At 69.8% G+C, this 24,172-nt stretch carries 24 protein-coding genes and 2 pseudogenes; 15 read left to right on the plus strand and 11 right to left on the minus strand.

Features of this window, described 5'->3' with window-relative positions; all coding sequences use genetic code 11:
* The first annotated feature begins 34 nt into the window (after window positions 1–34).
* A complete protein-coding gene (locus ACWDUZ_RS22285) occupies window positions 35–418 on the plus strand; it encodes an MmcQ/YjbR family DNA-binding protein (RefSeq protein WP_451633540.1) in 384 nt (127 codons plus the stop codon).
* Window positions 419–649: 231 nt separating this feature from the next.
* Window positions 650–1,567 (plus strand): NADP-dependent oxidoreductase, encoded by a 918-nt coding sequence (locus ACWDUZ_RS22290; RefSeq protein WP_451633541.1) that lies wholly within the window; start codon window positions 650–652, stop codon window positions 1,565–1,567.
* Window positions 1,568–1,693: 126 nt separating this feature from the next.
* Here ACWDUZ_RS22290 and wrbA read toward each other — a convergent pair whose 3' ends face one another.
* Window positions 1,694–2,311, minus strand: coding sequence for an NAD(P)H:quinone oxidoreductase (wrbA, locus tag ACWDUZ_RS22295; RefSeq protein WP_451633542.1), 618 nt, complete (start codon window positions 2,309–2,311; stop codon window positions 1,694–1,696).
* A gap of 407 nt (window positions 2,312–2,718) precedes the next feature.
* On the opposite strand from wrbA, the gene ACWDUZ_RS22300 reads away from it, so the two are divergent.
* Window positions 2,719–2,853, plus strand: coding sequence for a hypothetical protein (locus tag ACWDUZ_RS22300; protein WP_451633543.1), 135 nt, complete (start codon window positions 2,719–2,721; stop codon window positions 2,851–2,853).
* A gap of 32 nt (window positions 2,854–2,885) precedes the next feature.
* Here the strand turns inward: ACWDUZ_RS22300 and ACWDUZ_RS22305 are convergent, their stop codons facing one another.
* Both ACWDUZ_RS22305 and ACWDUZ_RS22310 read right to left on the minus strand, forming a co-directional pair.
* Window positions 2,886–3,773 carry an SDR family oxidoreductase gene (locus ACWDUZ_RS22305; protein ID WP_451633544.1) on the minus strand — a complete coding sequence of 296 codons (888 nt, stop codon included), beginning with the start codon at window positions 3,771–3,773 and terminating at the stop codon, window positions 2,886–2,888.
* A 268-nt stretch (window positions 3,774–4,041) separates the two neighbouring features.
* Window positions 4,042–4,890 (minus strand): helix-turn-helix transcriptional regulator, encoded by an 849-nt coding sequence (locus ACWDUZ_RS22310; protein ID WP_451633545.1) that lies wholly within the window; start codon window positions 4,888–4,890, stop codon window positions 4,042–4,044.
* A 136-nt stretch (window positions 4,891–5,026) separates the two neighbouring features.
* Between ACWDUZ_RS22310 and ACWDUZ_RS22315 the strand changes: the two genes are divergently transcribed.
* From ACWDUZ_RS22315 to ACWDUZ_RS22335, 5 genes are all read left to right on the plus strand, one after another.
* Window positions 5,027–5,881 (plus strand): NAD-dependent epimerase/dehydratase family protein, encoded by an 855-nt coding sequence (locus ACWDUZ_RS22315; protein WP_451633546.1) that lies wholly within the window; start codon window positions 5,027–5,029, stop codon window positions 5,879–5,881.
* 214 nt (window positions 5,882–6,095) lie between these two features.
* Complete coding sequence (locus ACWDUZ_RS22320) at window positions 6,096–7,034, plus strand: aldo/keto reductase (protein WP_451633547.1); 939 nt, start codon at window positions 6,096–6,098, stop codon at window positions 7,032–7,034.
* A gap of 21 nt (window positions 7,035–7,055) precedes the next feature.
* A complete protein-coding gene (locus tag ACWDUZ_RS22325; protein ID WP_451633548.1) occupies window positions 7,056–7,403 on the plus strand; it encodes a MerR family transcriptional regulator in 348 nt (115 codons plus the stop codon).
* Window positions 7,404–7,682: 279 nt separating this feature from the next.
* On the plus strand, window positions 7,683–8,588 hold the full coding sequence (locus ACWDUZ_RS22330; protein ID WP_451633549.1) for an ATP-grasp domain-containing protein: 906 nt from the start codon (window positions 7,683–7,685) through the stop codon (window positions 8,586–8,588).
* Window positions 8,585–9,451 carry an ATP-grasp domain-containing protein gene (locus tag ACWDUZ_RS22335; RefSeq protein WP_451633550.1) on the plus strand — a complete coding sequence of 289 codons (867 nt, stop codon included), beginning with the start codon at window positions 8,585–8,587 and terminating at the stop codon, window positions 9,449–9,451. The genes ACWDUZ_RS22330 and ACWDUZ_RS22335 overlap by 4 nt, the downstream gene beginning before the upstream one ends.
* 138 nt (window positions 9,452–9,589) lie before the next feature.
* On the opposite strand, the gene ACWDUZ_RS22340 is transcribed toward ACWDUZ_RS22335, so the two are convergent.
* Complete coding sequence (locus ACWDUZ_RS22340) at window positions 9,590–10,138, minus strand: hypothetical protein (RefSeq protein ID WP_451633551.1); 549 nt, start codon at window positions 10,136–10,138, stop codon at window positions 9,590–9,592.
* Between the two features lie 395 nt (window positions 10,139–10,533).
* On the opposite strand from ACWDUZ_RS22340, the gene ACWDUZ_RS22345 reads away from it, so the two are divergent.
* The gene (locus tag ACWDUZ_RS22345) at window positions 10,534–10,833 is read left to right on the plus strand and encodes a hypothetical protein (protein WP_451633552.1); all 300 of its coding nucleotides are present in this window, start codon (window positions 10,534–10,536) and stop codon (window positions 10,831–10,833) included.
* 101 nt (window positions 10,834–10,934) lie between these two features.
* Here ACWDUZ_RS22345 and ACWDUZ_RS22350 read toward each other — a convergent pair whose 3' ends face one another.
* Window positions 10,935–11,873, minus strand: coding sequence for a GlxA family transcriptional regulator (locus ACWDUZ_RS22350; protein ID WP_451633553.1), 939 nt, complete (start codon window positions 11,871–11,873; stop codon window positions 10,935–10,937).
* Window positions 11,874–12,080: 207 nt separating this feature from the next.
* On the opposite strand from ACWDUZ_RS22350, the gene ACWDUZ_RS22355 reads away from it, so the two are divergent.
* The 3 genes from ACWDUZ_RS22355 to ACWDUZ_RS22365 are packed head-to-tail and all read left to right on the plus strand — an operon-like array spanning window position 12,081 to window position 13,598.
* Window positions 12,081–12,761: a DJ-1/PfpI family protein gene (locus tag ACWDUZ_RS22355; protein WP_451633554.1), complete on the plus strand. Its 681-nt coding sequence runs from the start codon at window positions 12,081–12,083 to the stop codon at window positions 12,759–12,761.
* A gap of 49 nt (window positions 12,762–12,810) precedes the next feature.
* Window positions 12,811–13,128, plus strand: a complete 318-nt coding sequence (locus ACWDUZ_RS22360) for a hypothetical protein (RefSeq protein WP_451633555.1) — start codon at window positions 12,811–12,813, stop codon at window positions 13,126–13,128.
* Window positions 13,125–13,598, plus strand: a complete 474-nt coding sequence (locus ACWDUZ_RS22365; RefSeq protein WP_451633556.1) for a hypothetical protein — start codon at window positions 13,125–13,127, stop codon at window positions 13,596–13,598. The genes ACWDUZ_RS22360 and ACWDUZ_RS22365 overlap by 4 nt, the downstream gene beginning before the upstream one ends.
* A 197-nt stretch (window positions 13,599–13,795) precedes the next feature.
* On the opposite strand, the pseudogene ACWDUZ_RS22370 reads toward ACWDUZ_RS22365, so the two are convergent.
* Window positions 13,796–14,641: pseudogene (locus tag ACWDUZ_RS22370) on the minus strand (RNA polymerase subunit sigma).
* Between the two features lie 526 nt (window positions 14,642–15,167).
* Between ACWDUZ_RS22370 and ACWDUZ_RS22375 the strand changes: the two are divergent.
* Window positions 15,168–17,105, plus strand: a complete 1,938-nt coding sequence (locus ACWDUZ_RS22375) for an N-acetylmuramoyl-L-alanine amidase (RefSeq protein WP_451633557.1) — start codon at window positions 15,168–15,170, stop codon at window positions 17,103–17,105.
* Between the two features lie 93 nt (window positions 17,106–17,198).
* Here the strand turns inward: ACWDUZ_RS22375 and ACWDUZ_RS22380 are convergent, their stop codons facing one another.
* From ACWDUZ_RS22380 to ACWDUZ_RS22400, 5 genes and pseudogenes are all read right to left on the minus strand, one after another.
* Window positions 17,199–17,738 (minus strand): hypothetical protein, encoded by a 540-nt coding sequence (locus ACWDUZ_RS22380; protein ID WP_451633558.1) that lies wholly within the window; start codon window positions 17,736–17,738, stop codon window positions 17,199–17,201.
* 191 nt (window positions 17,739–17,929) lie between these two features.
* Complete coding sequence (locus ACWDUZ_RS22385; protein WP_451633559.1) at window positions 17,930–18,181, minus strand: hypothetical protein; 252 nt, start codon at window positions 18,179–18,181, stop codon at window positions 17,930–17,932.
* A gap of 333 nt (window positions 18,182–18,514) precedes the next feature.
* A pseudogene (locus ACWDUZ_RS22390) lies at window positions 18,515–18,658 on the minus strand (PIG-L family deacetylase); the annotation flags it as partial.
* A gap of 107 nt (window positions 18,659–18,765) precedes the next feature.
* Window positions 18,766–20,004 carry an NAD(P)/FAD-dependent oxidoreductase gene (locus ACWDUZ_RS22395; RefSeq protein ID WP_451633560.1) on the minus strand — a complete coding sequence of 413 codons (1,239 nt, stop codon included), beginning with the start codon at window positions 20,002–20,004 and terminating at the stop codon, window positions 18,766–18,768.
* Window positions 20,005–20,177: 173 nt separating this feature from the next.
* Window positions 20,178–20,930, minus strand: a complete 753-nt coding sequence (locus tag ACWDUZ_RS22400; protein ID WP_451633561.1) for a class I SAM-dependent methyltransferase — start codon at window positions 20,928–20,930, stop codon at window positions 20,178–20,180.
* A gap of 425 nt (window positions 20,931–21,355) precedes the next feature.
* Here ACWDUZ_RS22400 and qcrB point away from each other — a divergent pair, with 425 nt between their 5' ends.
* Window positions 21,356–22,975 carry a cytochrome bc1 complex cytochrome b subunit gene (gene qcrB, locus ACWDUZ_RS22405; RefSeq protein WP_451633562.1) on the plus strand — a complete coding sequence of 540 codons (1,620 nt, stop codon included), beginning with the start codon at window positions 21,356–21,358 and terminating at the stop codon, window positions 22,973–22,975.
* Between the two features lie 320 nt (window positions 22,976–23,295).
* Window positions 23,296–24,138 carry an alpha/beta fold hydrolase gene (locus ACWDUZ_RS22410; RefSeq protein WP_451633563.1) on the plus strand — a complete coding sequence of 281 codons (843 nt, stop codon included), beginning with the start codon at window positions 23,296–23,298 and terminating at the stop codon, window positions 24,136–24,138.
* Window positions 24,139–24,172: the final 34 nt, after the last annotated feature.

The following is a 24,172-nucleotide window of genomic DNA, read 5'->3' on the forward strand; positions in this document are numbered from 1 at the left end:
TAGGGCACCGGGATCCATCAAGGAGTTGATCATTTTGGACGGACAGGAGCTGCAGAAGATCGCCGCCGACTGCACTGTGGGACTGCCCGGCACCGACATGGAGCAGCGTTTCCACCCGGACTGGAAGATCTACAAGGTGCGCGGCAAGGTCTTCATGCTCATGACCGACATGCCGGGGCATCCCGTCGTGATCCTGAAAGCGGATCCCGACGACGCCACAGCCCTGCGCGAGCAGCACGCAGACATCACCCCCGGCTACCACATGAACAAGAAGCACTGGATCACGGCGGAAGGCGGGGGCACCATCGACGAGGAGCTCGTGAAGGAGCTCGTGATCGACTCCTACCGTCTCGTGGTCGGCGGGCTTCCGAAGTCCGAGCAGCCCGTGGACCCGCGCACCTATGGCCACCACGCCTGACCTTCGTCATGCCGTCAGCGCCGAGAAGCTCCAGACGGAGGCCGCGACATGCCACTGTCGATCGGCCACCGACCGGCGCACATGCCCGAACCGCCACACACACCAAACCTGTGACCTGCGAATTCACGATGCCCCGGCTCGTCGGCCGACAGCAGCATCTTGCTGAAGGTGCCTGGCGAAGCACCGTTCGTGGTCGTGTCAAGAGCCCGTACAAGAAAGAGGACGATCTCAATGAAAGCCATTGTGGTAACCGACCAGGCCGCCGGAACGGCCGGGATGACGCTGACGGATCGGCCCGAGCCGGCCGCGGCGATCAACGACGTCATCGTCGAAATCCATGCGTCGGGTTTCGTCTCGACGGAGATGGAGTGGCCGTCGACCTGGACCGACCGCGCCGGCCGTGACAAGACACCGTCGATCCCGGGTCACGAGCTGGCCGGAGTGGTCACGTCGCTCGGCTACGGCACGACGGGGCTGTCGGTCGGGCAGCGGGTGTTCGGCCTGGCCGACTGGCACCGTGACGGCACCCTCGCGGAGTACGTGGCGATCGAAGCCCGCAACCTCGCGCCGCTGCCCGGCGACGTCGACTTCGAGGTGGCCGCGTCCCTGCCCATCTCGGGTCTGACCGCGTGGCAGGGGCTGTTCCAGCACGGCCGCCTCCAGGCCGGCCAGACCGTCCTCGCCCACGGCGCTGCCGGGGCGGTCGGCACGATGGTGAGCCAGCTCGCACGCGAGGCCGGCGCCTACGTCATCGGCACCGGACGCGCCGCCGACCGTGAGAAGGCGCTGGACTTCGGCGCGCACGAGTTCGTCGACCTGGCGAAGGAGTCCTTGGCGGACGTCGGCAGTGTCGACCTGGTCTTCGACGTCATCGGCGGCGACGTCCAGAGGAGCTCCGCGGCTCTGATCAAGGCCGGCGGGACGCTGGTGTCGGTCGTGGGCCCGGTCGAGGCACGCCCCGCCGATGGCCTGGCGATCGATTTCGTCGTCGAGGCCGATCGCGCCCAGCTGGGTGAAATCGTGCAGCGAGTCCGGGACGGGCGGCTGCGTACCAACATCGGAACCACCGCGTCCCTCGACGACGCGATCGCCACCTTCAACTCGACCGAGCGGCGCAAGGGCAAGACGGTCATTCGCGTACGTCCGTAGGGACTGACGGCCGCACTCCGATCGAGGGGCTCGTCCGACCGAGCGAGCGCCCTGACGGAGCGGGGACAACCGGCAGCGGGGCTGCGGGAGCAGGTGCTCCCGCAGCCCCGCTGGGGTGCGGCACGGTCAGGCGGCGAAGCCGGCCTTCAGGGCGGCGGCCAGCTGGACGACGCGCTCGGCCTGGTGGCGGGCGGCGTTGCGGGTCTCCTCGCCGACGGGGTTCTGGCCCTGGGCGTCGACGTGCGAGGTGCCGTAGGGGTTGCCGTCGACGAACTTCACCGGGTCGGTGTAGCCGGGGGAGACGATGATGCCACCGAAGTGGTGGATGGAGTTGTAGAGCGCGAGGATCGTGGACTCCTGGCCGCCGTGAGCGGTGGCGCTGGTGGCGAAGCCGCTGTAGACCTTGTTGGCGAGCTTGCCCTGCGCCCACAGGCCGCCGAGGGTGTCGATGAACTGCTTGAGCTGCGAGGCGATGTTGCCGAATCGGGTCGGGGAGCCGAAGATCACAGCGTCGGCCCACTCGACGTCGGCGGGAGTGGCCACCGGGACACCGGCGCTGGCCGCGGCGTGGGCCGCCCAGGCCTCGTTGGAGGCGATGGCGGCTTCGGGAGCCAGCTCCGCCGCCTTGAGCAGACGCACTTCGGCGCCGGCCTTCTCTGCGGCGCTGCTGATCTCCTGGGCGATCTCGGCGCTGAAACCAGTCGAGGAGTAGTAGATGACCGCAAGCTTGACGGGGGAAGTCACGGGAGTGGTCTCCAATTCATTGGTGCTGACGGCGTTACGGCGGAAGATGCCCATGGTGCTGGGTGGCTTTCATGTGATCGGCGTCCCCCGGTGGGTGGCGGGTGATCGCCGCTTGTGTAGTTGAACGCTAAACCATGGGCGCTGTTGATGCAAGATTCAACAGAAGTGGGTGCGCACGGCTGTGTGCGGAGTGCCGGGGACGGCGGCTGTCGGGGTGCCTCACCCTCCTGGAGGGATCCACCATGAACGGTAGGAACCGGCGTACCGTGACAGCCGCGACGAGGGAGGTGGCCCCGGCCCCCAGGCCGCGCTGCTCGTCGCGGTCGTCTTGAGCCGATGCTGTCGGGGGAGCCGGGGGAGGGGGGAGAGTGGACCCGGCGCGGCCTGGGCTACGGCAACGCTTGTTCATGGCCGCCGAACCACTGCTGCTCGGTAACGGCAACTTCGCCCCGCTGCTGTTGATCGAGGAGCTGTACGCTGACCCGCACCCGCAGACCCGCAGCATGGACCTACGGCGTGAAGGCGTCAGCCGCGGTGACTGACCCCGTCCGGTCCCGGCGGCAATCCGACGATGTCAGCCCAGGGCGGGATAGCCGCCGGCGGCGAGGTCGTCGATCAGACTCGGGTGGGTCGGCTGCCAGCCGAACCGCTCTTGGGTCAGTGCACCCGACGATGGCATGTCGAGGGCGAACACGCGGCCGATGACGCCGAAGCGCTCCGGTGGCATCGACTCGACCGGCACCGCGAGAACGCCGCCGATGGCCTCGGCCAGTGACCTCATGGTGTCGTCCTCGTCGGCTACCGCGTGCAGGACCGTGCCCGGCGCGGCGTCCTCGAGTGCGATGCGGAACAGGGGGGCGGCGTCAAGCCGGTTGACCGCCGGCCATCGCTGCGCGCCGTCGCCGACGTACGCCGACACGCCTGTCTTCTGCGCGGCGGCGATGAGCACGGAGCAGAAGCCGTATTGCGACCCGCGCTGGTGCACGGAGCGCGGCAGCCGGACGACAGAGGACCGGACGCCCTGGGCGGCGAGGGCCAGTACCATGTCGGCGGTACGGCCACGGCCACCGACCGGTCCGTCGGTGGTGTTGGGGTCCTCCTCGGTGGAGGTGTGGCCTGGCATCATCGGCGTGAGGCTGGCATGCACGAACGGCTTGCCGCTGTGTGCGAGTGCGGTCGCAAGGGTCTGCACGGCGCGCGCTTCCTCGTCGATGCCCTGCTCCAAGTTGTTCCAGTCGTTGCTGAAGGCCAGGTTGATGACACCATCGGCTTGCGCGGCGCCGGCGCGGAGGCTGTCGAGGTCGGTGAGGGCACCGCGGAACGGTGTCCCTCCGGCGGCGGCTACGGCCTGAGCCGCGGCATCGGAGCGCACCAGGCCGATGACCTCGTGACCAGCCGCGATGAGTTCGGGAACGACAACTGAGCCGATGCTGCCGCTGGCGCCGGTGACGAACACGCGCATGGAGACTCCAGATGACTGCTGCGATACTGCGTCGCAGGAACTGGGGGTCCGGGCCGTTCGGACGCCGCTCGGCGCTGAAACATGTACGACGAGGCGACCACCTCTGCTCAGCCCGACCGCAATTTTATCAGTGCAAACATGTTGCGCCGGGAATCGGACACGCGCGAGCGACTCGTTGTGGCGGCGCTTCGGTCTTCTCCGACGACGACACCACCGATGCTGTGAGCGCCGACCGGACCGGCCTGGCCGAGTGCAGGCCCCGACGCGGTCAGGAGCTCGTCGGCGTCAGGTTCTGCAGGCCCACCACCCGTAGCAACTGCAAGCGTTCGTACGACTCCGTGCCCGGGCGGGCCGTGTGGATGACGAGCTGCTGGTTGTGGTCGGAGTTGACGAGGATCTCGCAGTCGAGTTCCAGGAGGCCGACCGCAGGGTGCCGGAAGCGTTTCGTGGTGGCGCGGCGCACGGCGACCTCGTGCTCGTCCCAGAGACGGGCGAACTCCTCGCTCGAGGCACGTAGTTCGCCGACGAGGGAGGCGGGCTCGGGGTCCGTGGGGCGGGCCGCGGCCACCGCTCGCAGCCCGGCGACCTGCTCGCGGGCGCGCTCAGGACGGTCCTCGGGAGGGAACAGCTCCTGGGTCGCCGGGTCCAGGAAGAAGCGGCGGATGATGTTGCGTTCTCGGGGCGGGCGGGCGAGGAGGTCTCCGCTCAATGCCCGCGACAGCGCGTTCTGGGCCAGGACCTCGCCGCAGTCGGTCACCACCATCGCCGGGGTGTCGTGCAGCCGGTCCAGTACCAGGAGCATGCCCGGGCGCACGTGCGTGCTGGTCGCCTCCCGGCGCGGCGGCTCTTCACCGGTGAGGTGGAAGAGGTGGTCGCGTTCGTCCTCCGTCAGGCGCAGGGCACGGGCCAGCGAGGTGAGCATCTGGCGGGACGGGCGCGGGCCCCGGGACTGTTCCAGTCGCGTGTAGTAGTCCACGGACATGCCGGTCAGCTGGGCCACCTCCTCGCGGCGCAGCCCCGGCGTACGACGGCGGGCGCCGGCCGTGAGACCTACGTCGGAGGGGTCCAGGCGGGCGCGAGCGCGGCGCAGGAAGTCGGCGAGTTCGGCTCGGTTCACCTCTCCAGCGTGCGGGACGCCGGCCGGCTTAGCCAGGGACTGGCGATCCCCTGATGAAGAGGTCTCTCCCGGTCGTCCCCGCATCCGCCGAGGCTGGTCGTCGACGACAGCTCAGACAGTGCGTGAGGAGCACATCATGCTGACATTGGTGACCGGAACGACGGGACAGGTCGGACGCCGCTTCGTACCGAGGCTGCTGGCCCAGCGGGAGCCGGGCGAGCAGGTCCGTGTCCTGGTGCGGGACGAGGCCCGCGGCGAGCACTTCGCGAAGCTGGGCGCCCAGGTCGCCGTGGGCGACATGCGCGAGGAGGAGACGCTCGGCAAGGCGCTCGTCGGCGTGGACGCCGTCGTCAACGTCGCGGCCTCCTTCCGCGGGGTGCCCGACGAGGAGGCGTGGGCCGTCAACCGGGACGCCGCGGTGGCCCTGGGCCGCGCCGCGCAGGCCGCCGGCGTGAAGCGGTTCGTGCAGGTCAGCACGGGCATCGTGTACGGCGTCGGACGGGGCCGCCCGCTGACCGAGGAGGACGAGAGCCGGCCGGGCGGCGAGATGTGGGGCGCCTACCCCGAGTCCAAGGCCGAGGCCGAGCGCGCACTGCTCGCGTTCGAAAGCCTGGACGTTCGCATCGCACGGCTCCCCTTCGTCTACGGCGAGGGCGACCCGCACCTGGCCAACTCCATGCAGTGGGCCGCGCGTTGGGCGCCGCACCAGCGCCTGCAGATGGCCCACCACGCGGATGTCGCCCAAGGCCTGATGCGTCTGCTGTACGCCCCGGGTATCGCCGGCCGCATCTACAACATCGCCGACGACGCCCCCGTGACGACGGTCGAACTTCACCAGCTCAACGGCGTCGAGGTGCCCGACGAGCTCCACGAGCTCACAGACCCCGACCCGTGGTTCGGGATCATGTCCACCCAGCGTATCCGCCGGGAGCTCGGCTTCCGGCCGATCTACCCGAGCGTCTGGACGGCCCGGGACGCCGGAGCTCTGTAGCGGTCACTGGTGATCGTGCCGACACCTTCCGCGCGGCGGTCGACGAGCTGACTGACGCCTGGCAGGCCTCGCGTGGCTCCGGCGCTGCGCCGGTCACCTGGGGCTTACGAGCCCGTTGCACGGGAGAGCGTCCGTGACCGGCGGCGCCGGGGCCGGACCGGCCGCAGCGACCGCTCTTGACCTGGAGCGCGCTCCAGATCCGAACATGGTCGGCATGAACATCAGCGACCCCCAGATCGTCCTCGGGACGATGGACTTCGGCACCCGCGTCGACCCTGACCAGGCCTTTGCGATCCTTGACTCCTTCGTGGCCGGCGGCGGTGTCTGGCTCGACACCGCGAACTGCTACTCCTTCTGGACCGACCCTCGTGGCGTCGGCGGCGCCAGCGAGCGAGTCATCGGCGCGTGGCTCCGGGCGCGTCCGGGTGTGCGCGACGCGGTGCGGATCGCGACCAAGGTCCGGCAGAACCCGCTGGTCCCGCACTCCTGGCCGGACAGCGCCGAAGGACTCTCCGCCCCCGCCGTCCAGGCCGGCGTGAAGGACAGCCTGGGACGTCTGGGAGTCGACCACATCGATCTGCTCTGGGCGCACGCGGAGGACCGCACCGTGCCGCTGGAGGAGACGGTCGGCGCCTTCGGCGAGCTGGTCGCGGAGGGAGTGACCCTGCGGGTCGGGGCTGCCAACCACGCCGCCTGGCGCGTCGAGCGCGCCCGGTCGCTCGCGCGGGAGCAACGCGTGGAAGCGTGGACGGCCCTGCAACTGCGCCACTCACTCCTCCAGCCGCGTCCGCTCACCCCCGTCCCGGAAGCCGGCCACCGCATGCTCACCGCGGAAGACCTGGACCTCGCGCGGGCAGAGCGGCTCACCGTCTGGTCGTACAGCTCGCTGATGTGGGGCTCCTACGTACGTACGGACAAGCCGCTTCCGCCCGCCTATGATCATCCCGGGACCCATCGGGTGCTGGCGGTCCTGGACGACGTCGCCGGCGAGCTCTCGGTCACGAGGAACCAGGTCGTCCTCGCCTGGCTGATGCGGCAGGGGATCGATCCCATCGTCGGCGCAAGCCGGGCGGAGCAGATCGAGGAGGCACTCGCCGCACGTCGTGTGCGGCTCAGCGACGAGCACCTGGCGCGCTTCGCCGAAGCGCGGTAGCGGCGGTGACCAAGGAGCCCCATGACCACCCTCACCCCGGCAGCAGCCGCCGACCGCACCGGCGTCTCCATCGACACGCTGCGCTACTACGAGCGCGAAGGGCTCATCGGACCGATACGGCGCTCGGCCGGCGGACGCAGGCAGTACACCGAGGACGACGTGTTCTGGATCGGCCTGGTCACGTGCTTTCGCGAAGCCGGCCTCGGCATAGCGGACCTGCGGGAGTTCGTGGCGATGCTGCGCGCCGAGCACCCTGCCCAGGACCGGGTCGCGTTCCTCCGCGACCGCCGTGCTGCCCTGGAGCGGCGAGTGGCGGCGCTGTGCCAAGCCATGAAAGTCCTCGACGAAAAGATCGCCTACTACAGCTGAGCGTCCCCGAGGGCTGAAGACCGGCCCGATCCCGATCGACGCTCGGCGTGCATCGGACCTCGCCGCATGACAGGGCCGTGGAGCATTCGCACGTCGTGCGACGACCGTCGACCCCACCTGTGGGACGAACGGACCAGAACACCGGCTACCCGTATCGGACGCCCTTCGAGGGGGTCTGGTGAAGTGAGCGCCGGGCGCAGGAGATCATGACCTCTCATGTGTCAGGTCGTCAGGTCGCTTGACCGGGCACGCCGAGTGAGGGGTTATGGGGTAGGGCCGATGAAACTCTGCTTCTTGGTGGAGGAGCAATACCGTCATGACGGCATGCCCGTCGAGGTGATTCGCCAACTCACCTCGTGGGGACACAACGTGGACGTGCTGCGCCCCGGCAGCTCGCTGGTGCCCGTGTCCGAGGTGGCGCGCCGGGGCAGTCACGACGCGTGGGTGCTCAAGACAGTGTCGGGCGGCCCCGGACTGACACTCTTGGAGGCGGCCGCGGCCGTCGGGCTCACCACCGTCAACGACGCCCGCGCCATCAGAGGCGTCCGGGACAAGGCGCTGGCCGCTTCGATCGGGCGCAGTCACGGGCTGCCTGTTCCGCTGACGTACGCCGTGGCTCGATGGGAGACTCTGGCCGAGATACCGGAGGTGGACTATCCGCTGGTCGTCAAGCCGGCCGACGGCAGCTCGGGGCGCGGCGTACACCTCGTGTCGTCACCGATCCGGCTGAAGGAGATGGGGGCGAAGCTGGCAGGCCAGGGAGTTCTGATCGCCCAGCCGTACGTTCCCAACTCCGGCGCCGACCTCAAGGTGTACTGCGTCTGTGACGAGATGTACGCGACCGAGCGCTGCTCGCCGCTCCACCCGAGCCGCACGATCCCCGAACGGCGCGTCGAACTCAGCTCGGAGGTGGCGAGGATCGCCACCGAGGTCGGCCAGGTCTACGGGCTCGACCTGTACGGCGTGGACGTGCTCCTGGGCCCCGACGGCCCGGTGGTCGTGGACGTCAACGACTTCCCGAGCTTCCGCCAAGTCCCCGACGCGCCGGCCCGGGTGGCAAGAGCCATCCTGAAACTGGCACGTGACGGAGGCACGCCGCCACCGGCCGCCGTCATGACGTCCTTTCACGCCACCCGGACTCTGGCGCAGATGCCTACGCCCTCGGCCGTCGGAGAGGCCATATGAGGGTCGGTCTCATCACGCCGCGGCCCGACCACCCACTACTGGCCGCCACAGCCGCCCTTCTGACACCCCACCACACGATCGACTGGATCGATCCTGCTGACCCCTCGGGCCCGCGCATTCCCGGCACACCTGCCGACGTCTACCTCCTCAAGGCGCGTACAGCGCCCGCCCTCTCCCTGGCCCGGGCCCTGGAGGAGCGCGGTGTCCCGGTGGTGAACTCGTCCTCTGCCACAGCGTTGTGTCAGGACCGGACCCTCATGGCGGAACTGACGGTATCCGCAGGACTGCCGTTCGTGGACAACAGAACCGTCGCGAAGCTTCGAGACCTCACCGCTGAGCCCGAACTCGGTTATCCGCTGGTGGTGAAGAGCCGCCACAGCAGACGCGGTGACCTGGTCGCGCGGATCGACGACGCCGGGCGGCTCCATGACCTGTGCGGCCAGTGGGCCGACGAACCGGTGGTCGTACAGCCCTACACCGCCAACGACGGCTGGGACCGCAAACTCTGGGTCATAGGCAGTCAGGTGTTCGCGGCGCTGCGACGCTCGGAGCTGGCCGGTGATCCATCTGCCGGGCGTAGAACCGTGGCGCTGGCGCTCCGCGAACTCCCGGAAGAGTGGCTGGAGATGGCGAGAGGAATCGGCCCGCTCTTCGGACTCGAGGTGTACGGGGTCGACCTGATCGACGCCGGCGGCAACACACCGCGGATCGTGGACGTCAACGCCTTTCCCGGGGTCCGCGGCCAGGCGGGCGCCCCCGAGGCACTGACGGAACTCGCACTGCGCACCGCGGAGGAGAAGAGGGGAGGGAGAGCCGGGTCGTATACGCTGCAGCGACAGCGACATGACCGACCTGGCACGTAACCGCAAGCAGCGTGGGTCCCACGCCCGCCGACCGCTGCAGTTCGAGTTCGACCCGGTGGACTTCTGCGCACCGCACGCGTTCGAGTTCGAGTCATCCGCGCGTCGGCGGCGCAGAACGGGACGAGGAGTCGCAAGAGGTCACCTGCGGCGCACCGTCCCGAAGGGCTTGAGATAGGACAGCACGACGGTTGCGATCAGCACGCAGCAGGCCGCGCCCGCATCCCGGACCAGTCCGGTGGCGTCGGCGACGGAATGCCCGGCCAGCGCCGCCGAGGCAGCCGCGCCCAGGCCTGGGACCAGCACGAACGCGGCCAGGACGGTGCCCCCGGCCGTGATCGCGAGGCTCAAGACCACCCACCAGTGGCGCAGCAGACCCCAGGGCGTGAGCAGGCCCAGCGCGATGCCGGTGACCAGAGCCAGGACGGCCAGCGGCAGGAGCAACAGCTCGCCGATCAGATGGGCGGCCGGGTAGACGGTGACAGGGTCGCTGCCCAGCCGCCCCGCCGTGGCCAGGACCAGTACAGCGGCGTCGCTGCCGAGCAGTCCGACCGAAACCGTCACGTGCGCGGCCCGTAGCACCTTGCGCCACCGCGGCGGCAGTGTGCCCCGGCGGCGCGCCGGTTGCGGCTGGTGCGTCGTCGGGGTGGCGGGAGCGAAGGGGGTGAGACTGTGCGACGGGGTGTCCACGGGGCTGGCGTCCTCGGTGTCCGGTGTGTGTTCTGTCAGGGGTCGGGCATCGCCTCCGATCCTGAAGGCGAACTGCGCGGACGTCGTCGTCCCCCGGGCGGCACACCGCCTACTCCGCGCGAAGTACCAGGGGCGCGCGGCGCTGCATGCTGAGCTGTGCGGTCGGTGTCCGGGGGATACCTGCCCGCCCGCTGCCCGCTGAGCCGGGCCGCGCGGAAGCGGCGTAGGGGGGCGGAGTGGGGCGGACTCTCGACCCTTTGCAAAAAACCGTCCAGACGGTATCTTTCTTGACCGCAGTCCGCGGCTTCAACGGGGGTGGGCATGGGCGGGCTGAAAGGGAGAACGACACTGGTCACCGGCGCCAGCCGGGGGATCACGCGGCTCATCCGCGGCCGGTGCCGACGGGTGGGGTGCTACGCGCCCTGCACCGCCACCTCGGCCTGCCGCTGCCGCGTCTGGAGGAGGGGCGGTGTCCGGGCGGGGGGCACCGGGCACTGGTCGCCCGCGCGGTGTTCGAACTCTCCGACCGTCAGTACGCGTTGCTCACCCAGGACCACTGGTACCGCAGCGACCGTCTGTGGGCCCGCACCGGAGAGGACCCGGGACCGGGCTTCGCAACGAGGTTCGCTGAGGTCGCCGACTGGTACACCGACCACCTCGCCGGACGGGTCGGCCGCGTACCGGGCACACGGTGACACCCGCGCCGCCGGGCGCCTCGCCGGCTGTCTGAGCTGAGCCGCCGGGTGCCGTTCGTGGGCCGCCGCGCGAGGTTCTCACAGCGCTCCGAGTCGCTGGTTCAGCTGAAGGTACGCCGGTAGGTCTGGGGGCTGACGCCGGTGGTGCGTTTGAAGCGATCGCGGAACGTGGTGGGCGAAGCGAAGCCGACCTGCCCGCCGATGCGCTCCACGGAGTGCTGTGTGGTTTCCAGCAGGTGCTGTGCCTGGCGGATGCGGGCTCGGTGGAGCCACTGGAGCGGGGTGGTGCCGGTCTGTTCGCGGAACCGCCGGATCAGGGTGCGGGTGCTGGTCCCGGACCGCGCGGCGATGTCGGCGAGGGTGAGGTCGCGGGCCAGGTTCTCCCGCAGCCAGCCGAGCAGCTCCTCCCATTCGGAGCCCTGTGGTGCCGGGGCGTGGTCGTGGACGATGAACTGCGCCTGACCGCCCTCGCGTTCGAGCGGCATCACCGACAGGCGGGCGGCGTCGGCGGCGACCGCCGACCCGTAGTCCCGGCGGACCATGTGCAGACACAGGTCCATGCCCGCGGCCGCGCCGGCCGAGGTGAGGAACTGGCCGTTGTCGACGTACAGGACGTCCGCGTCGACGTCGAGATTCGGGTGGAGGGTGGCCAGAAGCCCGGCCGCGCGCCAGTGGGTCGTGACACGCAGCCCGTCGAGGAGTCCGGTGGCGGCCAGGGGGAAGGTGCCCACACAGACGGAGGCGATGCGGGTGCCGCCGGCAGCGGCCGACCGCAGCGCGTCACGTACGGCGGGGGAGAGCGGGGCCGTGGGATCGATGACGCCCGGAACGATGATCGTGTCCGCGTCCCGGAGGCCAGCCAGACCCCAGGGGGCGCGAAGGACGAAGGCTCCGGCATCGACCTCGTCTAGTTCGGCGCAGACCCGGACCTGGTAGCCGGGCCGCCCGTCGGGCAGGCGGGTGCGCGAGAAGACCTCGATCGGGGTGGACAGGTCGAACGGGATCACCTGGTCCAGCGCGAGGACGGCGACTGTGTGCATGGCCAGAACCTACCTCCTCGCCGCGCGGGGGAACCGTACCGATATCCGGACAGCCCCATGTCACCGCATATCTGAAGCCCTCGGAACCTCATGGCAATTTCCCGTCGAAAACTGTCACTCGTGCCACTGGGCGATCAGATCGGCGGCCGGTTGACTTCCATGCGTCGCAGAGACATCGACTCCGTCATCGGCTCCGAAGGAACACCCATGCATGTCCAAGTTGTCCTGTTCGATGGGTTCGACCCGCTTGATGTCATCGCCCCCTACGAGGTGCTGCACGCCGGCGGCATGGCCTCGGGCGGCGCGGTGACCGTTGAGTTGGTCTCCGTGGAGGGACCCCGCGAGGTGACGAGCGGCTCTGGCGGGCTGGCGTTGCGCGCGACCGGCCCCCTCGACCTGGAGCGGGCGGACATGCTCCTGGTGCCCGGTGCCTCCGGCCGCGTGAGCGACCCCGGGGAGGAACATTCGGGCGCCGACGAGTGGAAGCAGGACGAGTTCGTCCCGGTGCTGCTGAGCCGCACACTGGCCACCGAGCTCCCTGCACTGCTCGAGCGGGCGATGCACGACCCGGACATCACGCTCGTCACCGTCTGCGGCGGCTCCCTCGTCCTGGCCATGGCAGGCCTGCTGGAGGGACGCCACGCCACTACCCACCACCTGGGCCTGGACCTGCTGGACGCCACCGGCGCCCACGCGATCCGCGCCCGTGTCGTCGACGACGGCGACCTGATCACCGGCTCCGGGGTCACCTCCGGGCTCGATCTGGGGCTGTACCTGCTGGAACGCGAACTGGGTCCGCGCATCGCCCACGCGGTCGAGGAACTTTTCGCCCACGAACGGCGCGGCATCGTCTGGCGTGCCGATAGCCCGGCTCCCGCCACTTTCTGAGCCCCACCCACCCACCCACCCGCACCGCACAGTCAGGAAGCACACCCGCATGTCCGTCGAAGGCACCTGGAACCTGTCCATCTCCACACCCATCGGCACGATGAAGGCCGTGATCGAACTGCGTGAGCAGGACGCCGTTCTGACCGGCGTCGCCCACGGAGCCGGCGAGGAAGTACCGCTCACCGACATCGCCCTCGAGGGCGACCGGCTCACCTGGCGGCAAGCCATCACCAAGCCCATGCGGCTGAACCTGGCGTTCGACGTGACGGTGGACGGCGACACCCTCCAGGGCACGTCCCGGGCCGGCCGCCTTCCGGCCTCGAAGGTCACCGGCGAGCGCCGGAGCGCATCGGAGCGTCAGGCGTGACCAAGCTTCTCCTGTCCTTGCACGTCCTGGCCGCGATCCTGGCCGTCGGACCGGTCACCGTCGCCTCGAGCATGTTCCCCGCGACACTGCGCCGCGTCCTCGGCGACGGGGGTCACAGCGACGCCCGAACGACCCTGCGGACACTGCACCGCATCTGCCGGGTCTACGCCGGCATCGGCATCGCCGTCCCCCTCTTCGGCCTCGCCACGGCCGGCAGCCTCGGCGTCCTCGGCGACGCCTGGCTGATCACCTCGATCCTGCTGACCACAGCCGCCGCAGGCGTCCTGGCCCTGCTCATCCTGCCCGCCCAGGACCGTGCCCTGGCCGAGACGGCGGATCCCCCGTCGCCGGCGGCACCGACCTCCTCCAGACCGGGCCGACTGGCTGCGCTCACCGGTGTCTTCAACCTGCTGTGGGCCACCGTCACCGTACTGATGATCATTCGCCCCGGCTCCACCACGGGAGTGTGACCAGGCGCCATCTCTCAACCAGCTTGGCGGCTCGGGACGGTGGACACGCCGGCCGGCATCGCGATCAGAGAGACCAGCTCGGCGTGAGCCGCGATGCGCAGACGGCGCGGAACCCGCAGCCGGCACGTGCCACGTCACAACAAGTCACACTGACTTCAACGGTGTCTGCTTCGTCGACCAGGACGACCCTCGATCCGTTACAGGTCTCGGGCGCCGGGAATGCGGAGGTCGTTCCAAGTGCGGAGTTTGTCGGGGTTGAGGACGGCCCAGACCTGGATGACATGACGGTCGGTGATGTCGAAGCTGATGACGGCGGCGACCTGGCCGTGGTGGCGTACGACGATCGCGGTGCGGCCGTTGGCGGGGCCGAGGTCGACGGCGGTGTGCGCGCGGGGGTGAGGAGGGCGCGGGCGACCCGCTGGTCGCCGTGCACCGGCCGGGTGAGCGCGCGCACTTTCCCACCGCCGTCGAAGAACGCGGTGGCGTCGGGTGCCAGCAGGGACGCCAGATGCGTGGCGTCGGCTGTGGTGCAGGCTCGCAGGACCGCGCGGACGATCCTGTCGTGCTGCTGGGGCGTGGTGGGGTGTGCGCGCCCGGCCCGCACGCTGCGGCGGGCGCGGTCGGCGAGTTCGGCGAGTTCGGCGCATTCGTGTGGTGTCCGTCCCAGGCTGCCGGCGACTGATCGCAGTGGCATGGCGAAGACGGCGTTGAGGACGAACACCCCGCGTTCAGCGGGGGAGAGGGCGTCCAGGTGGAGTCGCGTCTCCGTGCCGCCGTGCTTCCCGACCACGCCTGTGTGCCGCTCGCTCGGGCAGGGCGAGGCGTGCCAGGCAGATGGATCCCGTGGTCTCGGTCAGCCAGGCCCAGGGGTCGGCGATGTGTGCTCTTTGGAGGTCGGACAGGCGGTACCACTGCCGGTAGGTCTCGGTGCCGGCGTCCTCGGCCTCGGGGTCCGTGCCCAGCATCCAGTAGGCGACATCGAGCAGATGCCGTCGCTCGTCGAGCAGATCCGCGATCGGCACCGCGTCACCGGCCTGGTCCATGGGCCACCCTCCCTCTCACTCGGCACCACATGCCATCGACGGGATCGGCTGGATCGACGTCCATGACGGTCGGCGGACGGAGCTCCCGGTCCTGGGACGCCTTGGCCCGCGGGCTTGTCTTCGGTGCCCTCAGCAGTGCAGACCGGAGAGGCACGGATCATGTGACATGAGGACGTTCGTCACCTGGACCTGATGAACCGTTGAGACACAGCAGTGTGACAGGATGTTGGTGCGGCGCCGTGAGCGAGGCGTCGTCCAGTGACGCAGGGACGGTCACGACTGGTGACGCATACTCACCGGCCGCGTCGCCTGGCTGCGCCTCGTCGGCCTCTCGGGGACGGCCCCCACTGGTCTCGTGGAGCGTGTCTGATACGTTCAATATTCAACGGTAAGTTTTCCGGACCCGGTTGCCGTCTTTCGCCACCGTATCCCCCTGTCGCGGCCCATGTTGGGCACACCCGCGCAGGCCGGAACGACACCTCTCCTGGCGGTGGCTTTCACTCGACTGATTTCAAAGTGGGACTTGATGACACACAACATACGTTCTCGTCGGAGGCACGCCCTGCGGCGACGGCCGATCGCGCTCGGCGCGGCGGCGGTGGTGGTGGCGGGCGCCCTGTCCGTCCCGGTGGTGGCGCAGGCTGGGCAAGACACCTCGGCGACGAGCACCAGCCTTCAGCAGATGTTCGCGGAGGCAGCAGAGGAGTACCACGTGCCCCGAGAAGTGCTGCTGGCAGTCGCCTATCAGCAGTCGGTCTGGGAGACGCACCCGGGCGAACACAGCGCCTCCGGCGGATTCGGTCCCATGCACCTGACCGACGTCACGACGGACATGATCGCCGGCGGGGCCGCGGGCATGGCTGGTCGCGCGGACGTGCATGAGGCGGCCGAGGACGACGCGCGGCACACGCTGCGCGCCGCGGCCGAGTTGACGGGCCTGCCCGCCGACAGGCTGCGCGAGGACCCCTCGGCGAACATCCGTGGTGGAGCGGCGCTGCTCGCGTCGTACCAGAAGCAGCTCAACGGCAATACGTCCGATGATCCGGCCGACTGGTACGCGGCCGTCGCCCGCTACGGCCAGCCGACCGATCGCCGGGGCGCCTCCGCCTACGCGGACCGCGTCTTCGCCACCATCAAGAAGGGCGCCGCCCGCGAGACGTCCGAGGGACAGAGCGTCCGGCTCGTCGCCGATACCGCGGTCGCTCCGTCCGTCGCGCAGTTGGACAAGCTGAAGCTGCCCACCGCGACGGTCACGGACACCGAGTGCCCGCCGACTCTGGACTGCGTCTTCGTCCCGGCCCATCCGTCGAACGGGCAGGTCGCCGACCGGCCGGCCAACGGCATCGTGATCGACCAGATCGTCATCCACGACACGGAGGGGTCCTACGAGTCCGCCATCGCCAACGCCCAGCTCGCGGGCACGGCCTCGGCGCACTACGTGATCCGCTCCTCGGACGCCGCGGTCACCCAGATGGTCCCCACCAAGAACCTCGCCTACCACGCGGGCAACTACGTCACCAACATGCACTCGGTCGGCATCGAGCACGAGGGTTTCGCCGCACACGGTGCGTCCTGGTACACCGAGACCCAGTACCAGGCGACGGCCGACCTGGTGAAGTACCTGGCCGAGCGCTTCGACATCCCGCTCGACCGGCAGCACATCGTCGGCCACGACAACGTCGTCGCCCCCAGCTCCACGCTCGTCTCCGGCATGCACTGGGACCCGGGCCCCTTCTGGGACTGGAACCACTTCATGGACCTGCTCGGCGCTCCGGTCCGGGGCAGGCACGGCGTCGGTGACGTCGGCTCCGCCGTGACCATCGTGCCCGGCTTCGCCCGCAACCGGAACACCGTGCAGGTCTGCCCGTCCGACGACCCGACCGGCGACACCCCCGAGTGCACCGACGTGACCCAGGCGTCGAACTTCGTCCACCTGCGCACCGAGCCCCGGTCGACCGCGCCCCTCTTCGGCGACCAGGCCTTGCACCCCGGTGCCTCCGGGACCACCCGGATCAACGACTGGGGCAGCACCGCCCAGGCCGGGCAGCAGTTCGTGGTCGCGGGAAAGAAGGGCGACTGGACTGCCATCTGGTTCAGCGGCAGCAAGGTCTGGTTCTACAACCCGCACGGATGCAACACCGTCCCGGCGCGCGGAGTGACGATCGTCGGGCCCACCGGCACGGAGCCCGTGAAGGTGTACGGCACCAGCTACCCGGACGCCGCCGAGATCCCCGCCGGCCTCTCGCCGTCGACCCAGGCGCCGCTGAGCATGTACACCGTCCCCGCCGGTCAGGCCTACGTCTCCACCGCGGCTCCCCGGCAGACCACCGACTACTTCCCGTCGGCCGGTAACAAGGTTGTCTTCGGTGGCAAGAAGATGTACACCATCCAGTACGGCCACCGTACGTCCCTCGTCTACGAGGCCGACGTGAAGGTCAGGAACCGCCCGCACGGCGGCCGCTGACCCGGCGCGTGCGAACGTGGCACCTCGGCGGCCGGCACTGTCACGTCACCCCGCCACGGACGTCGTCGTCGCACAGGCGAGATGGTTGCTCGGTCAGGACGTGGCGGCGCGGTACAGACCGCGGCCGACCCGGCGAATGCGGGAGGTGGCCACCAGCCGGTCGAGCGTGCTCCGGACGGCGTTGATGCTGCCACTGTCGGTGTCACGGCCCAGAGCGGCGGCGACATCGCGGGCGCGGACGTCGGTGTCCGCGACGTCGGCGAAGTACGCAAGGATCTGTTCGGTCAGTTTGCCGTACTTCGGCGCGGTGTCGGCCTCTGCCTCGGGGTGGTCGGGCCTCGCCCGGCGCTCGCCGGTGTCCTCGGTCGTGTGCGCGGCCGTCGCTCGCCGTGCGGGCGCCGGTTCCGTCATCGGTCGGACCTCCGCGGGAGCGGGTGCCGCGGACGACGACGCGGTCATGGGCAGCAGGGCCTGAAGGGCGCTGAGGGCACGCTGAACGGAGTCCAGGTGAGCGCTCACGGCGGACAACTCCCTCTCCAGCGCCTGCTTCTGGACCTCCAGCCGGGCCAGGTCCTCTCGGAGGCTCTCGGCGGTGCTCTCGATGTTGCGAGGCGTGGGGGTCACGGAGCCCATGCGTTCCTCTCGTCCTCAACCCTTGCTCCGGCGGGGCCGCCGATGTGCCGGCGGTGTCAGCGCGGCCGACACCGGGGGGATGCTTCCCCGACATCATATGCAGCGGCCCCGCCGGTCGGGAAAGGAGCGGGCGGACACCGTGGCACGCGTCGACTGCCGAGACGGCTCACCGGATCCGCCCGCGCGATCCGTCAGGGACGGCCGGTCGCCGAGTGACCGAGCCGGGTGGCGCCGGCCTCGCCCGGGTGCTTACGTTCGTCAGCCGTCCCGGCCCCCGAGCGCTGTAGTTGCCGGAGGGTCTCGGAGACCGCCTCGATGCGGGCGTCCACCGCGTTGATCGCCTCTCGCAGCAGGCGCACCCGGCCCTCGAGCAGCGCCGCCTCCGCCGCCAGTGACGCGGTGGTGGCGGAGGGATCGGCGTGCCGGTCGGTGCTTCGGGTCATCCTCTCGTCCTTCCCCAGCTTGCGCCGGATCTTCGCCGCGGGCTTGAGCGGATGCCGCCGCGAGCCGTCGACACCGCATAGACCAGGCAGCGGGGCGAGCTGTGACAGCGCCGCGCGTGCGTGCCGCATCGGAGTGGCTCGGTGTTCGCCAAAACGGGCCGAAACACACCTTCGATGTCACACACGCGTCGGCTTCGGTCTTTCCAGTGACGAGCGGTGCCGCAGAGCCCACCCGCGTCTTCGCACTCCCTGAGGACGAGTCGCCCCCGAGACCGTATCCGCCCCTCATCGCGGACTGTCGATACCGGCCTCACCACGGGCGGCGAGGACCTAGGTGACCTGCCGGCCGTCGGCCGTCCAGGAGGCCACGGCGGCCGAGCATCCGTACTCGAGGTCGTCGGGATGGGCCACCACGGCGAGTGCCCGTTGCCAGTCGTCCGGCATCGGGCGCAGCTGCGGAAGGGGACTGTCGGTCATGCGTCTGCTCCCGTCGATGTGGCGTGATGGGGTGACAGGCCGGCGCCAGGGCGCGCGAGTCGATGCTCTCGGGCACCTTGGAGCCGACCGTGTCGGGTGAAGTGGGTTCAAAGGCGCGGGAGAAGGCTCTCCAGGGGTACCGCGGGATCGGAGAGGACGGCGTCGTCCGTCTCCGCGCCGGACTCGATCAGGGAACGGATCGTGTCGATGACGTCCCACACGTTGACGTTCATTCCCGCCACGACCCGGTTTCCGGACATCCAGAAGGCGATGAACCGCCGCTCGTCGGGTGCCCCGCGGAAGACGACACGGTCGTAGCCGCCCGGTTCGGCGTAGCCGGTGTACTCCATCCCGAGGTCGTACTGGTCGGTGTAGAAGTACGGCAGCCGGTCGTAGACCGCGTCCTTGCCCAGCATGCTCAGCGCCGCGGTGCGCGGCTGGTGCAGGGCGTTGGCCCAGTGCTCCACGCGCAGGTGCCGGCCGAGCCGCGGGTGGTAGGCGTTGGCGACGTCGCCGGCCGCACAGATGTCGGCCGCCGAGGTGTGCAGGTGCTCGTCCGTGACGATGCCGTTGCGCACGTCCAGGGCCGCCTCCTCGGCGAGGTGGACGTTGGGTGTGATGCCCACCCCCACCACCACGGCGTCCGCGGGCAGATGAGTGCCGTCGACGAGTCCGACCCCGTCGACCCGGCCGCCGGTTCCGGTGATGCGCTCGACCTGGGCGTGGGGGCGCAGGTCGACGCCGTGGTCCCGGTGCAGGCCGGCGAAGACCTCGGCCGCCTCCCGTCCCAGGACCCTGAGCAGGGGCAGCTCGGCCTGCTCGAGCACGGTCACCTGTGCCCCGGCCGTCCGGGCCGCGGCCGCCGTCTCCAGCCCGATCCATCCGCCGCCGACCACCACGATCCGGGCATCCGCGGTGAAGGCGGACTTGAGGCGCTCGCTGTCGCCCACGCGCCGCAGATACAGCACGTTGTCCAGGTCCGCCCCCGGGACGGACAGGCGGCGCGGTGAGGAACCGGTCGCCAGGAGCAGCTTGGCGTAGGGCACATGACGGCCGTCGTCCATCGTCACCTGTTTGGCCTGCCTGTCGACGGACGTCACACTCGTGCCCAGAAGCAGATCGACTCCGTGTTCCCGGTACCAGTCTTCGGGGTGCACGTGGATCGACTCGCGGTCCTCCTTGCCCAGCAGATAGCCCTTGGACAGCGGCGGCCGAATGTACGGCCGCTCCGGTTCGTCCCCGATGAGAAGGAGCGGTCCCTCGTAACCGTGCGCGCGTAGTTCTTCCGCGGCCTTGCCGGCGGCCAGGCCGCCGCCGACGATCACGAATGGATTCCCAGGTGACATGATGATTTCCCTGTCTCGGGTGGTGCGGCGCACACAGCGAGTCGTGTGGTGCGGTCATCCATGAGACCGGGTTGGCACCTGGGTTGTGACATCGCCGAGTCAGCGTGCCGCGGCGATCGCCGTCGGCGTCCCCCGGCCGTCTTCGCGCGCACCGCGATGTGGGGCCCGTCGTCTCACCAAGGAGCTGGGAGCGTCGCCGCCAGGACGGCCGGATCGTCGTGTCCCGGCAACGGGACGAATCCGTGCCGTTCCAGGTCGTCGATCATCTCGTGGCGCGAGGCGGGCCACATCCAGAACGTTTCCGTCTGCTGCCTGAGCACACCTTGGGCACCCCGGACCCAGTAGTGGGCGCGTGTGCGGATGCGGTTCCCGTCGGGTGTCATCGCCATGCGTCCGCCGTACGCGTGCTCGCCGACCCGCTGTTCGGGCAGGACACGCACCATGGTCCGGGCAGGAAGCCGGGCAGGCGGGAGCTGCAGGAACAGCGAACCACCGGGGACGAGGGCCGCGCCGATCGAATGCCAGAGCGTGTGCCGCGCGCTCGGCGGGAGGCAGGCGACCGTGTTGTGGCAGACGGCCACGTCCGCCACCGCGTACAGAGCCGCCTCGTCCAAGGCGTGCGGATGCACTGTCACCCGTTCCCTCTGCTGTGCCGGCCAGGCGGCCAGGCGGGTCATCAAGGACGTGCGCATGGCCCGCGCGGGCTCGACGGCGTGCACGTCGACGTAAGACTCCGCCAGGCTCATCAACGTGACCCGTCCCGTACCGGCACCGATGTCGAGCACGGCGATACGGGCCTTCGCGACTTCGCGACCGTAGAGGTGACGGACCCGTCTCTCGTCCGCTTCGGCCTGCAGGACGTCGTAGAACTCCGCGGTGACGGCGTAGGAATCCGTCTGCGGCCAGAAGGCCGGTGTTCTCGCCATGACAGGGTGCATATCCAACAAGACAGCACCCGGGCCGTGGGTGTGACAGCGATGTGACGAGCGACGGCGCCACGGACGACGTCGTTCCGCGCTGATGCCGCGGCCTGCTCGCGGGCGTCGGGGAGCACAGCGGCGCCGATCTCCTTCTGTCACACCTGAACCGTCTCGCCGGTCATGACTGGGACAGCAGTTCACGAACCGTGCCCGAACAGTGCAGCCGTGGACGAGTCGGCTCCGCAGCGCCGCGTGTGTGTTCTTCCGGCCCGTACCGATGCCGGGGACGCGCACGGCACGGACAGCTACGGCTGCACGGCGACGGGAAGCCCACGCAACACGCCAGTGCCGCGGACCCACGGCAGTGACCGGAACCGCGCCGCCATCAGACGCAGCGAGCTTCGGGTGATGCAGAAATGAATGGTGAAGAGATGGACAACGACAGCCGGCCGGCCGAGCCGGGGCAGGAGCGCACGGGGGAGAGGCTCGCCCAGTGGGCGGACGGCCGACTCGGCCACCGCCGTCCGGCCCGCTCCGTTCGGCGTCTGGTCTTCCCCGACCACTGGTCCTACATGCTGGGGGAGATCGCACTCTTCAGTTTCGTCATCCTGCTGCTCACCGGCGTCTACCTGAGCTTCTACTTCCACCCGTCCTCCGACCCCGTGGTCTACCAGGGCAGCTACGCTCCCTTGCGGGGCCTGCTGGTGTCGGAGGCCTTCGACTCGACCCTGCACATATCCTTCGACGTCCGCGGCGGCCTCCTCATCCGCCAGGCCCACCACTGGGCGGCGCTGGTCTTCGTCGCCGCCCTGTTCGTACACATGCTGCGAATCTTCTTCACCGGCGCGTTCCGCAAGCCACGCGAGCTGAACTGGGTATGCGGGTTCCTGCTGCTCCTCCTGGCCATGTTCGCTGGCCTGACCGGCTACGACCTGCCCGACGACCTGCTGTCCGGAACCGGCCTGCAGGTCGTGAACGGCACGATTCTCTCGATCCCGGTCGTCGGGACGTACATGTCGTTCCTCCTCTTCGGCGGCGAGTTCCCCGGCGACGACCTGATCGCCCGCTTCAACACCATCCACATCCTGATCATCCCCGGACTGATGGTCGCCCTGCTCGTCGGCCACCTGGCCCTGGCCGTACGCCACCGGCGCGCTCAGTACCCCGGGCCCGGCCGTACCAACACCAACATCGTCGGCATCCCGTTCCGGGCGTACGCCGCCAAGACCGGCGGCTACTTCTTCCTCGTGTCCGGCGTGATCTTCTTCATGGCCGCCGTCGCGCAGATCAATCCCGTATGGAGCTACGGGCCCTTCCGCCCCGACCAGGTCTCCGCCGGCTCCCAGCCCGACTGGTACATGGGCGTCGCCGACGGCCTCCTGCGCGTCATGCCCGGCTGGGAGGTCACGTTCTGGGGCCACACCCTGGCCCTGGACAACCTCCTGCCCCTGCGGATCGGCGTGCTGCTCTTCCTCGCCATGGGCGCCTATCCCTTCATCGAGTCCTGGGTCACCGACGACGACCGTGACCAGCACCTGCTCGACCGTCCCCGCAACCGCCCGGTACGGACCGCCCTCGGCGTGGCCTGGCTCAGCGTCTACTCGGTGGCCCTCATCGGTGCCGCCAACGACGTGATAACGACTCGCCTGAGCGTCTCCGTCGAAGCAGTCACCTGGACCGTGCGCACAGGCCTGTTCGTCGTCCCGGTCCTGGCCTTCTTCATCACCAAACGTGTGGCACTGGGTCTCCAACGGCAGGACCGCGACAAGGTGTTGCACGGGCGTGAGAGCGGCATCATCAAGCGGCTTCCGCACGGCGAGTACATCGAGGTTCACGAGCCGCTCACCCAGGCGCAACTGCACACCCTGACCGCCCACACGCAGTACCGGCCCCTGGAGATCGCGCCCGGGCAGGACACGGACGGTGCCCTGCCCCGCCGTGCCGAGCGCCTGCGCGTCAGGCTCAGCCGCATCCTCTACGGCCCCGGTACGCAGGTTCCCAAGCCCACGGCGGCCGAGTACACGGAGATCAGCGGCGGCCACCACTCCTGAGCGCCGTTGCCCAGTCCACGACCTGTTGCCACGACATGTCACACCTGCGACATGTTTCCGGTCATAGGTGCGAGAGGCGGCACAAGGAAGTGCCGGGCCGATGGGCCCGCCGCGCAGGGCAGTTCGCCGCGCCGCGCCTCCGCCTTGCCGAGTCGACCCTCTCCATTGCCCGCGCGGCAGCATCGGTGCTGTCCTCGCGGCCACAGCGGATCCACACCCGTACCGCGGCAGCGGGCCGCGCAGGGGCATCGACCCGCAGTACCAGCCCGCTCCCCCTCCGGGAGCCGGCACCCCGATCCCGTCCAAAAAGGGTATTCGACATGACCCGTACCTCCCGCACACACCGGGCCCGTACCTCCCTCACCGTTCTGGCCGGCGCCACGATCGCCGCGGGCCTGATCGCCACCACGATCGGCCCCGCCTCCGCCGACAAGGGCGCCCCCTCGCGCGCACCCAAGCCCACCGTCGTCCTGGTCCACGGCGCCTTCGCCGACGCCACCAGCTGGAACGGCGTGATCAAGAGGTTGCGGCACGACGGTTATCCCGTGATCGCCGTCGCCAACCCGCTGCGTTGCCTGAGCGGCGACTCCGCCTACCTCAAGGACGTCCTGGCCGGCATCGACGGTCCCATCGTCCTGGCCGGCCACTCCTACGGCGGCTCGGTCATCAGCAACGCCGCCACCGGCAACAAGAACGTCAAGGCGCTGGTCTACCTCGCCGCCTTCCTCCCGGAGAAGGGCGAAAGCGCGATCGAGCTGTCGAAGAAGTTCCCCGGCAGCACCCTCGGCGACGCGCTGCGCCCGGTGCCGTTCACGAACGCCGACGGTTCCCAAGGCACCGACCTCTACATTCAGAGCGACAAGTTCCGGCACCAGTTCGCGGCGGACGTGCCCCGTGACGAGACGGACCTGATGGCCGTCACCCAGCGACCGGTCACCGACACCGCTCTGGCCGAGGGCGCGGCGGAGCCCGCCTGGAAGTCCATCCCGTCCTGGGTCCTGGTCGCCACGCAGGACCTCAACATTCCACCGAAGACTCAGGAGTTCATGGCCGAGCGGGCCGGCGCCCACACCACGGAGGTCCGAGCGTCCCACGCGGTGAGCGTCTCGCAGCCCGGCAAGGTCACCGACGTCATCGAGAACGCCGCGCGTTCGGTGCGCTGACCTTTCCCCGTTACGCCCACGGGACCGACACGGA

The sequence above is a fragment of the Streptomyces sp. NPDC003393 genome (genome assembly GCF_053589015.1).

Bases quoted from the DNA above. Each gene is read 5' to 3' on its own strand.
- ACWDUZ_RS22290 (WP_451633541.1), top strand. From the start codon at position 650: ATGAAAGCCATTGTGGTAACCGACCAGGCCGCCGGAACGGCCGGGATG.
- ACWDUZ_RS22300 (WP_451633543.1), top strand. From the start codon at position 2,719: ATGGCCGCCGAACCACTGCTGCTCGGTAACGGCAACTTCGCCCCGCTG.
- ACWDUZ_RS22305 (WP_451633544.1), bottom strand. From the start codon at position 3,773: ATGCGCGTGTTCGTCACCGGCGCCAGCGGCAGCATCGGCTCAGTTGTC.
- ACWDUZ_RS22315 (WP_451633546.1), top strand. From the start codon at position 5,027: ATGCTGACATTGGTGACCGGAACGACGGGACAGGTCGGACGCCGCTTC.
- ACWDUZ_RS22320 (WP_451633547.1), top strand. From the start codon at position 6,096: ATGAACATCAGCGACCCCCAGATCGTCCTCGGGACGATGGACTTCGGC.
- ACWDUZ_RS22325 (WP_451633548.1), top strand. From the start codon at position 7,056: ATGACCACCCTCACCCCGGCAGCAGCCGCCGACCGCACCGGCGTCTCC.
- ACWDUZ_RS22330 (WP_451633549.1), top strand. From the start codon at position 7,683: ATGAAACTCTGCTTCTTGGTGGAGGAGCAATACCGTCATGACGGCATG.
- ACWDUZ_RS22335 (WP_451633550.1), top strand. From the start codon at position 8,585: ATGAGGGTCGGTCTCATCACGCCGCGGCCCGACCACCCACTACTGGCC.
- ACWDUZ_RS22350 (WP_451633553.1), bottom strand. From the start codon at position 11,873: ATGCACACAGTCGCCGTCCTCGCGCTGGACCAGGTGATCCCGTTCGAC.
- ACWDUZ_RS22355 (WP_451633554.1), top strand. From the start codon at position 12,081: ATGCATGTCCAAGTTGTCCTGTTCGATGGGTTCGACCCGCTTGATGTC.
- ACWDUZ_RS22360 (WP_451633555.1), top strand. From the start codon at position 12,811: ATGTCCGTCGAAGGCACCTGGAACCTGTCCATCTCCACACCCATCGGC.
- ACWDUZ_RS22375 (WP_451633557.1), top strand. From the start codon at position 15,168: ATGACACACAACATACGTTCTCGTCGGAGGCACGCCCTGCGGCGACGG.
- ACWDUZ_RS22380 (WP_451633558.1), bottom strand. From the start codon at position 17,738: ATGGGCTCCGTGACCCCCACGCCTCGCAACATCGAGAGCACCGCCGAG.
- ACWDUZ_RS22385 (WP_451633559.1), bottom strand. From the start codon at position 18,181: ATGACCCGAAGCACCGACCGGCACGCCGATCCCTCCGCCACCACCGCG.
- ACWDUZ_RS22395 (WP_451633560.1), bottom strand. From the start codon at position 20,004: ATGTCACCTGGGAATCCATTCGTGATCGTCGGCGGCGGCCTGGCCGCC.
- ACWDUZ_RS22400 (WP_451633561.1), bottom strand. From the start codon at position 20,930: ATGGCGAGAACACCGGCCTTCTGGCCGCAGACGGATTCCTACGCCGTC.
- qcrB (WP_451633562.1), top strand. From the start codon at position 21,356: ATGGACAACGACAGCCGGCCGGCCGAGCCGGGGCAGGAGCGCACGGGG.
- ACWDUZ_RS22410 (WP_451633563.1), top strand. From the start codon at position 23,296: ATGACCCGTACCTCCCGCACACACCGGGCCCGTACCTCCCTCACCGTT.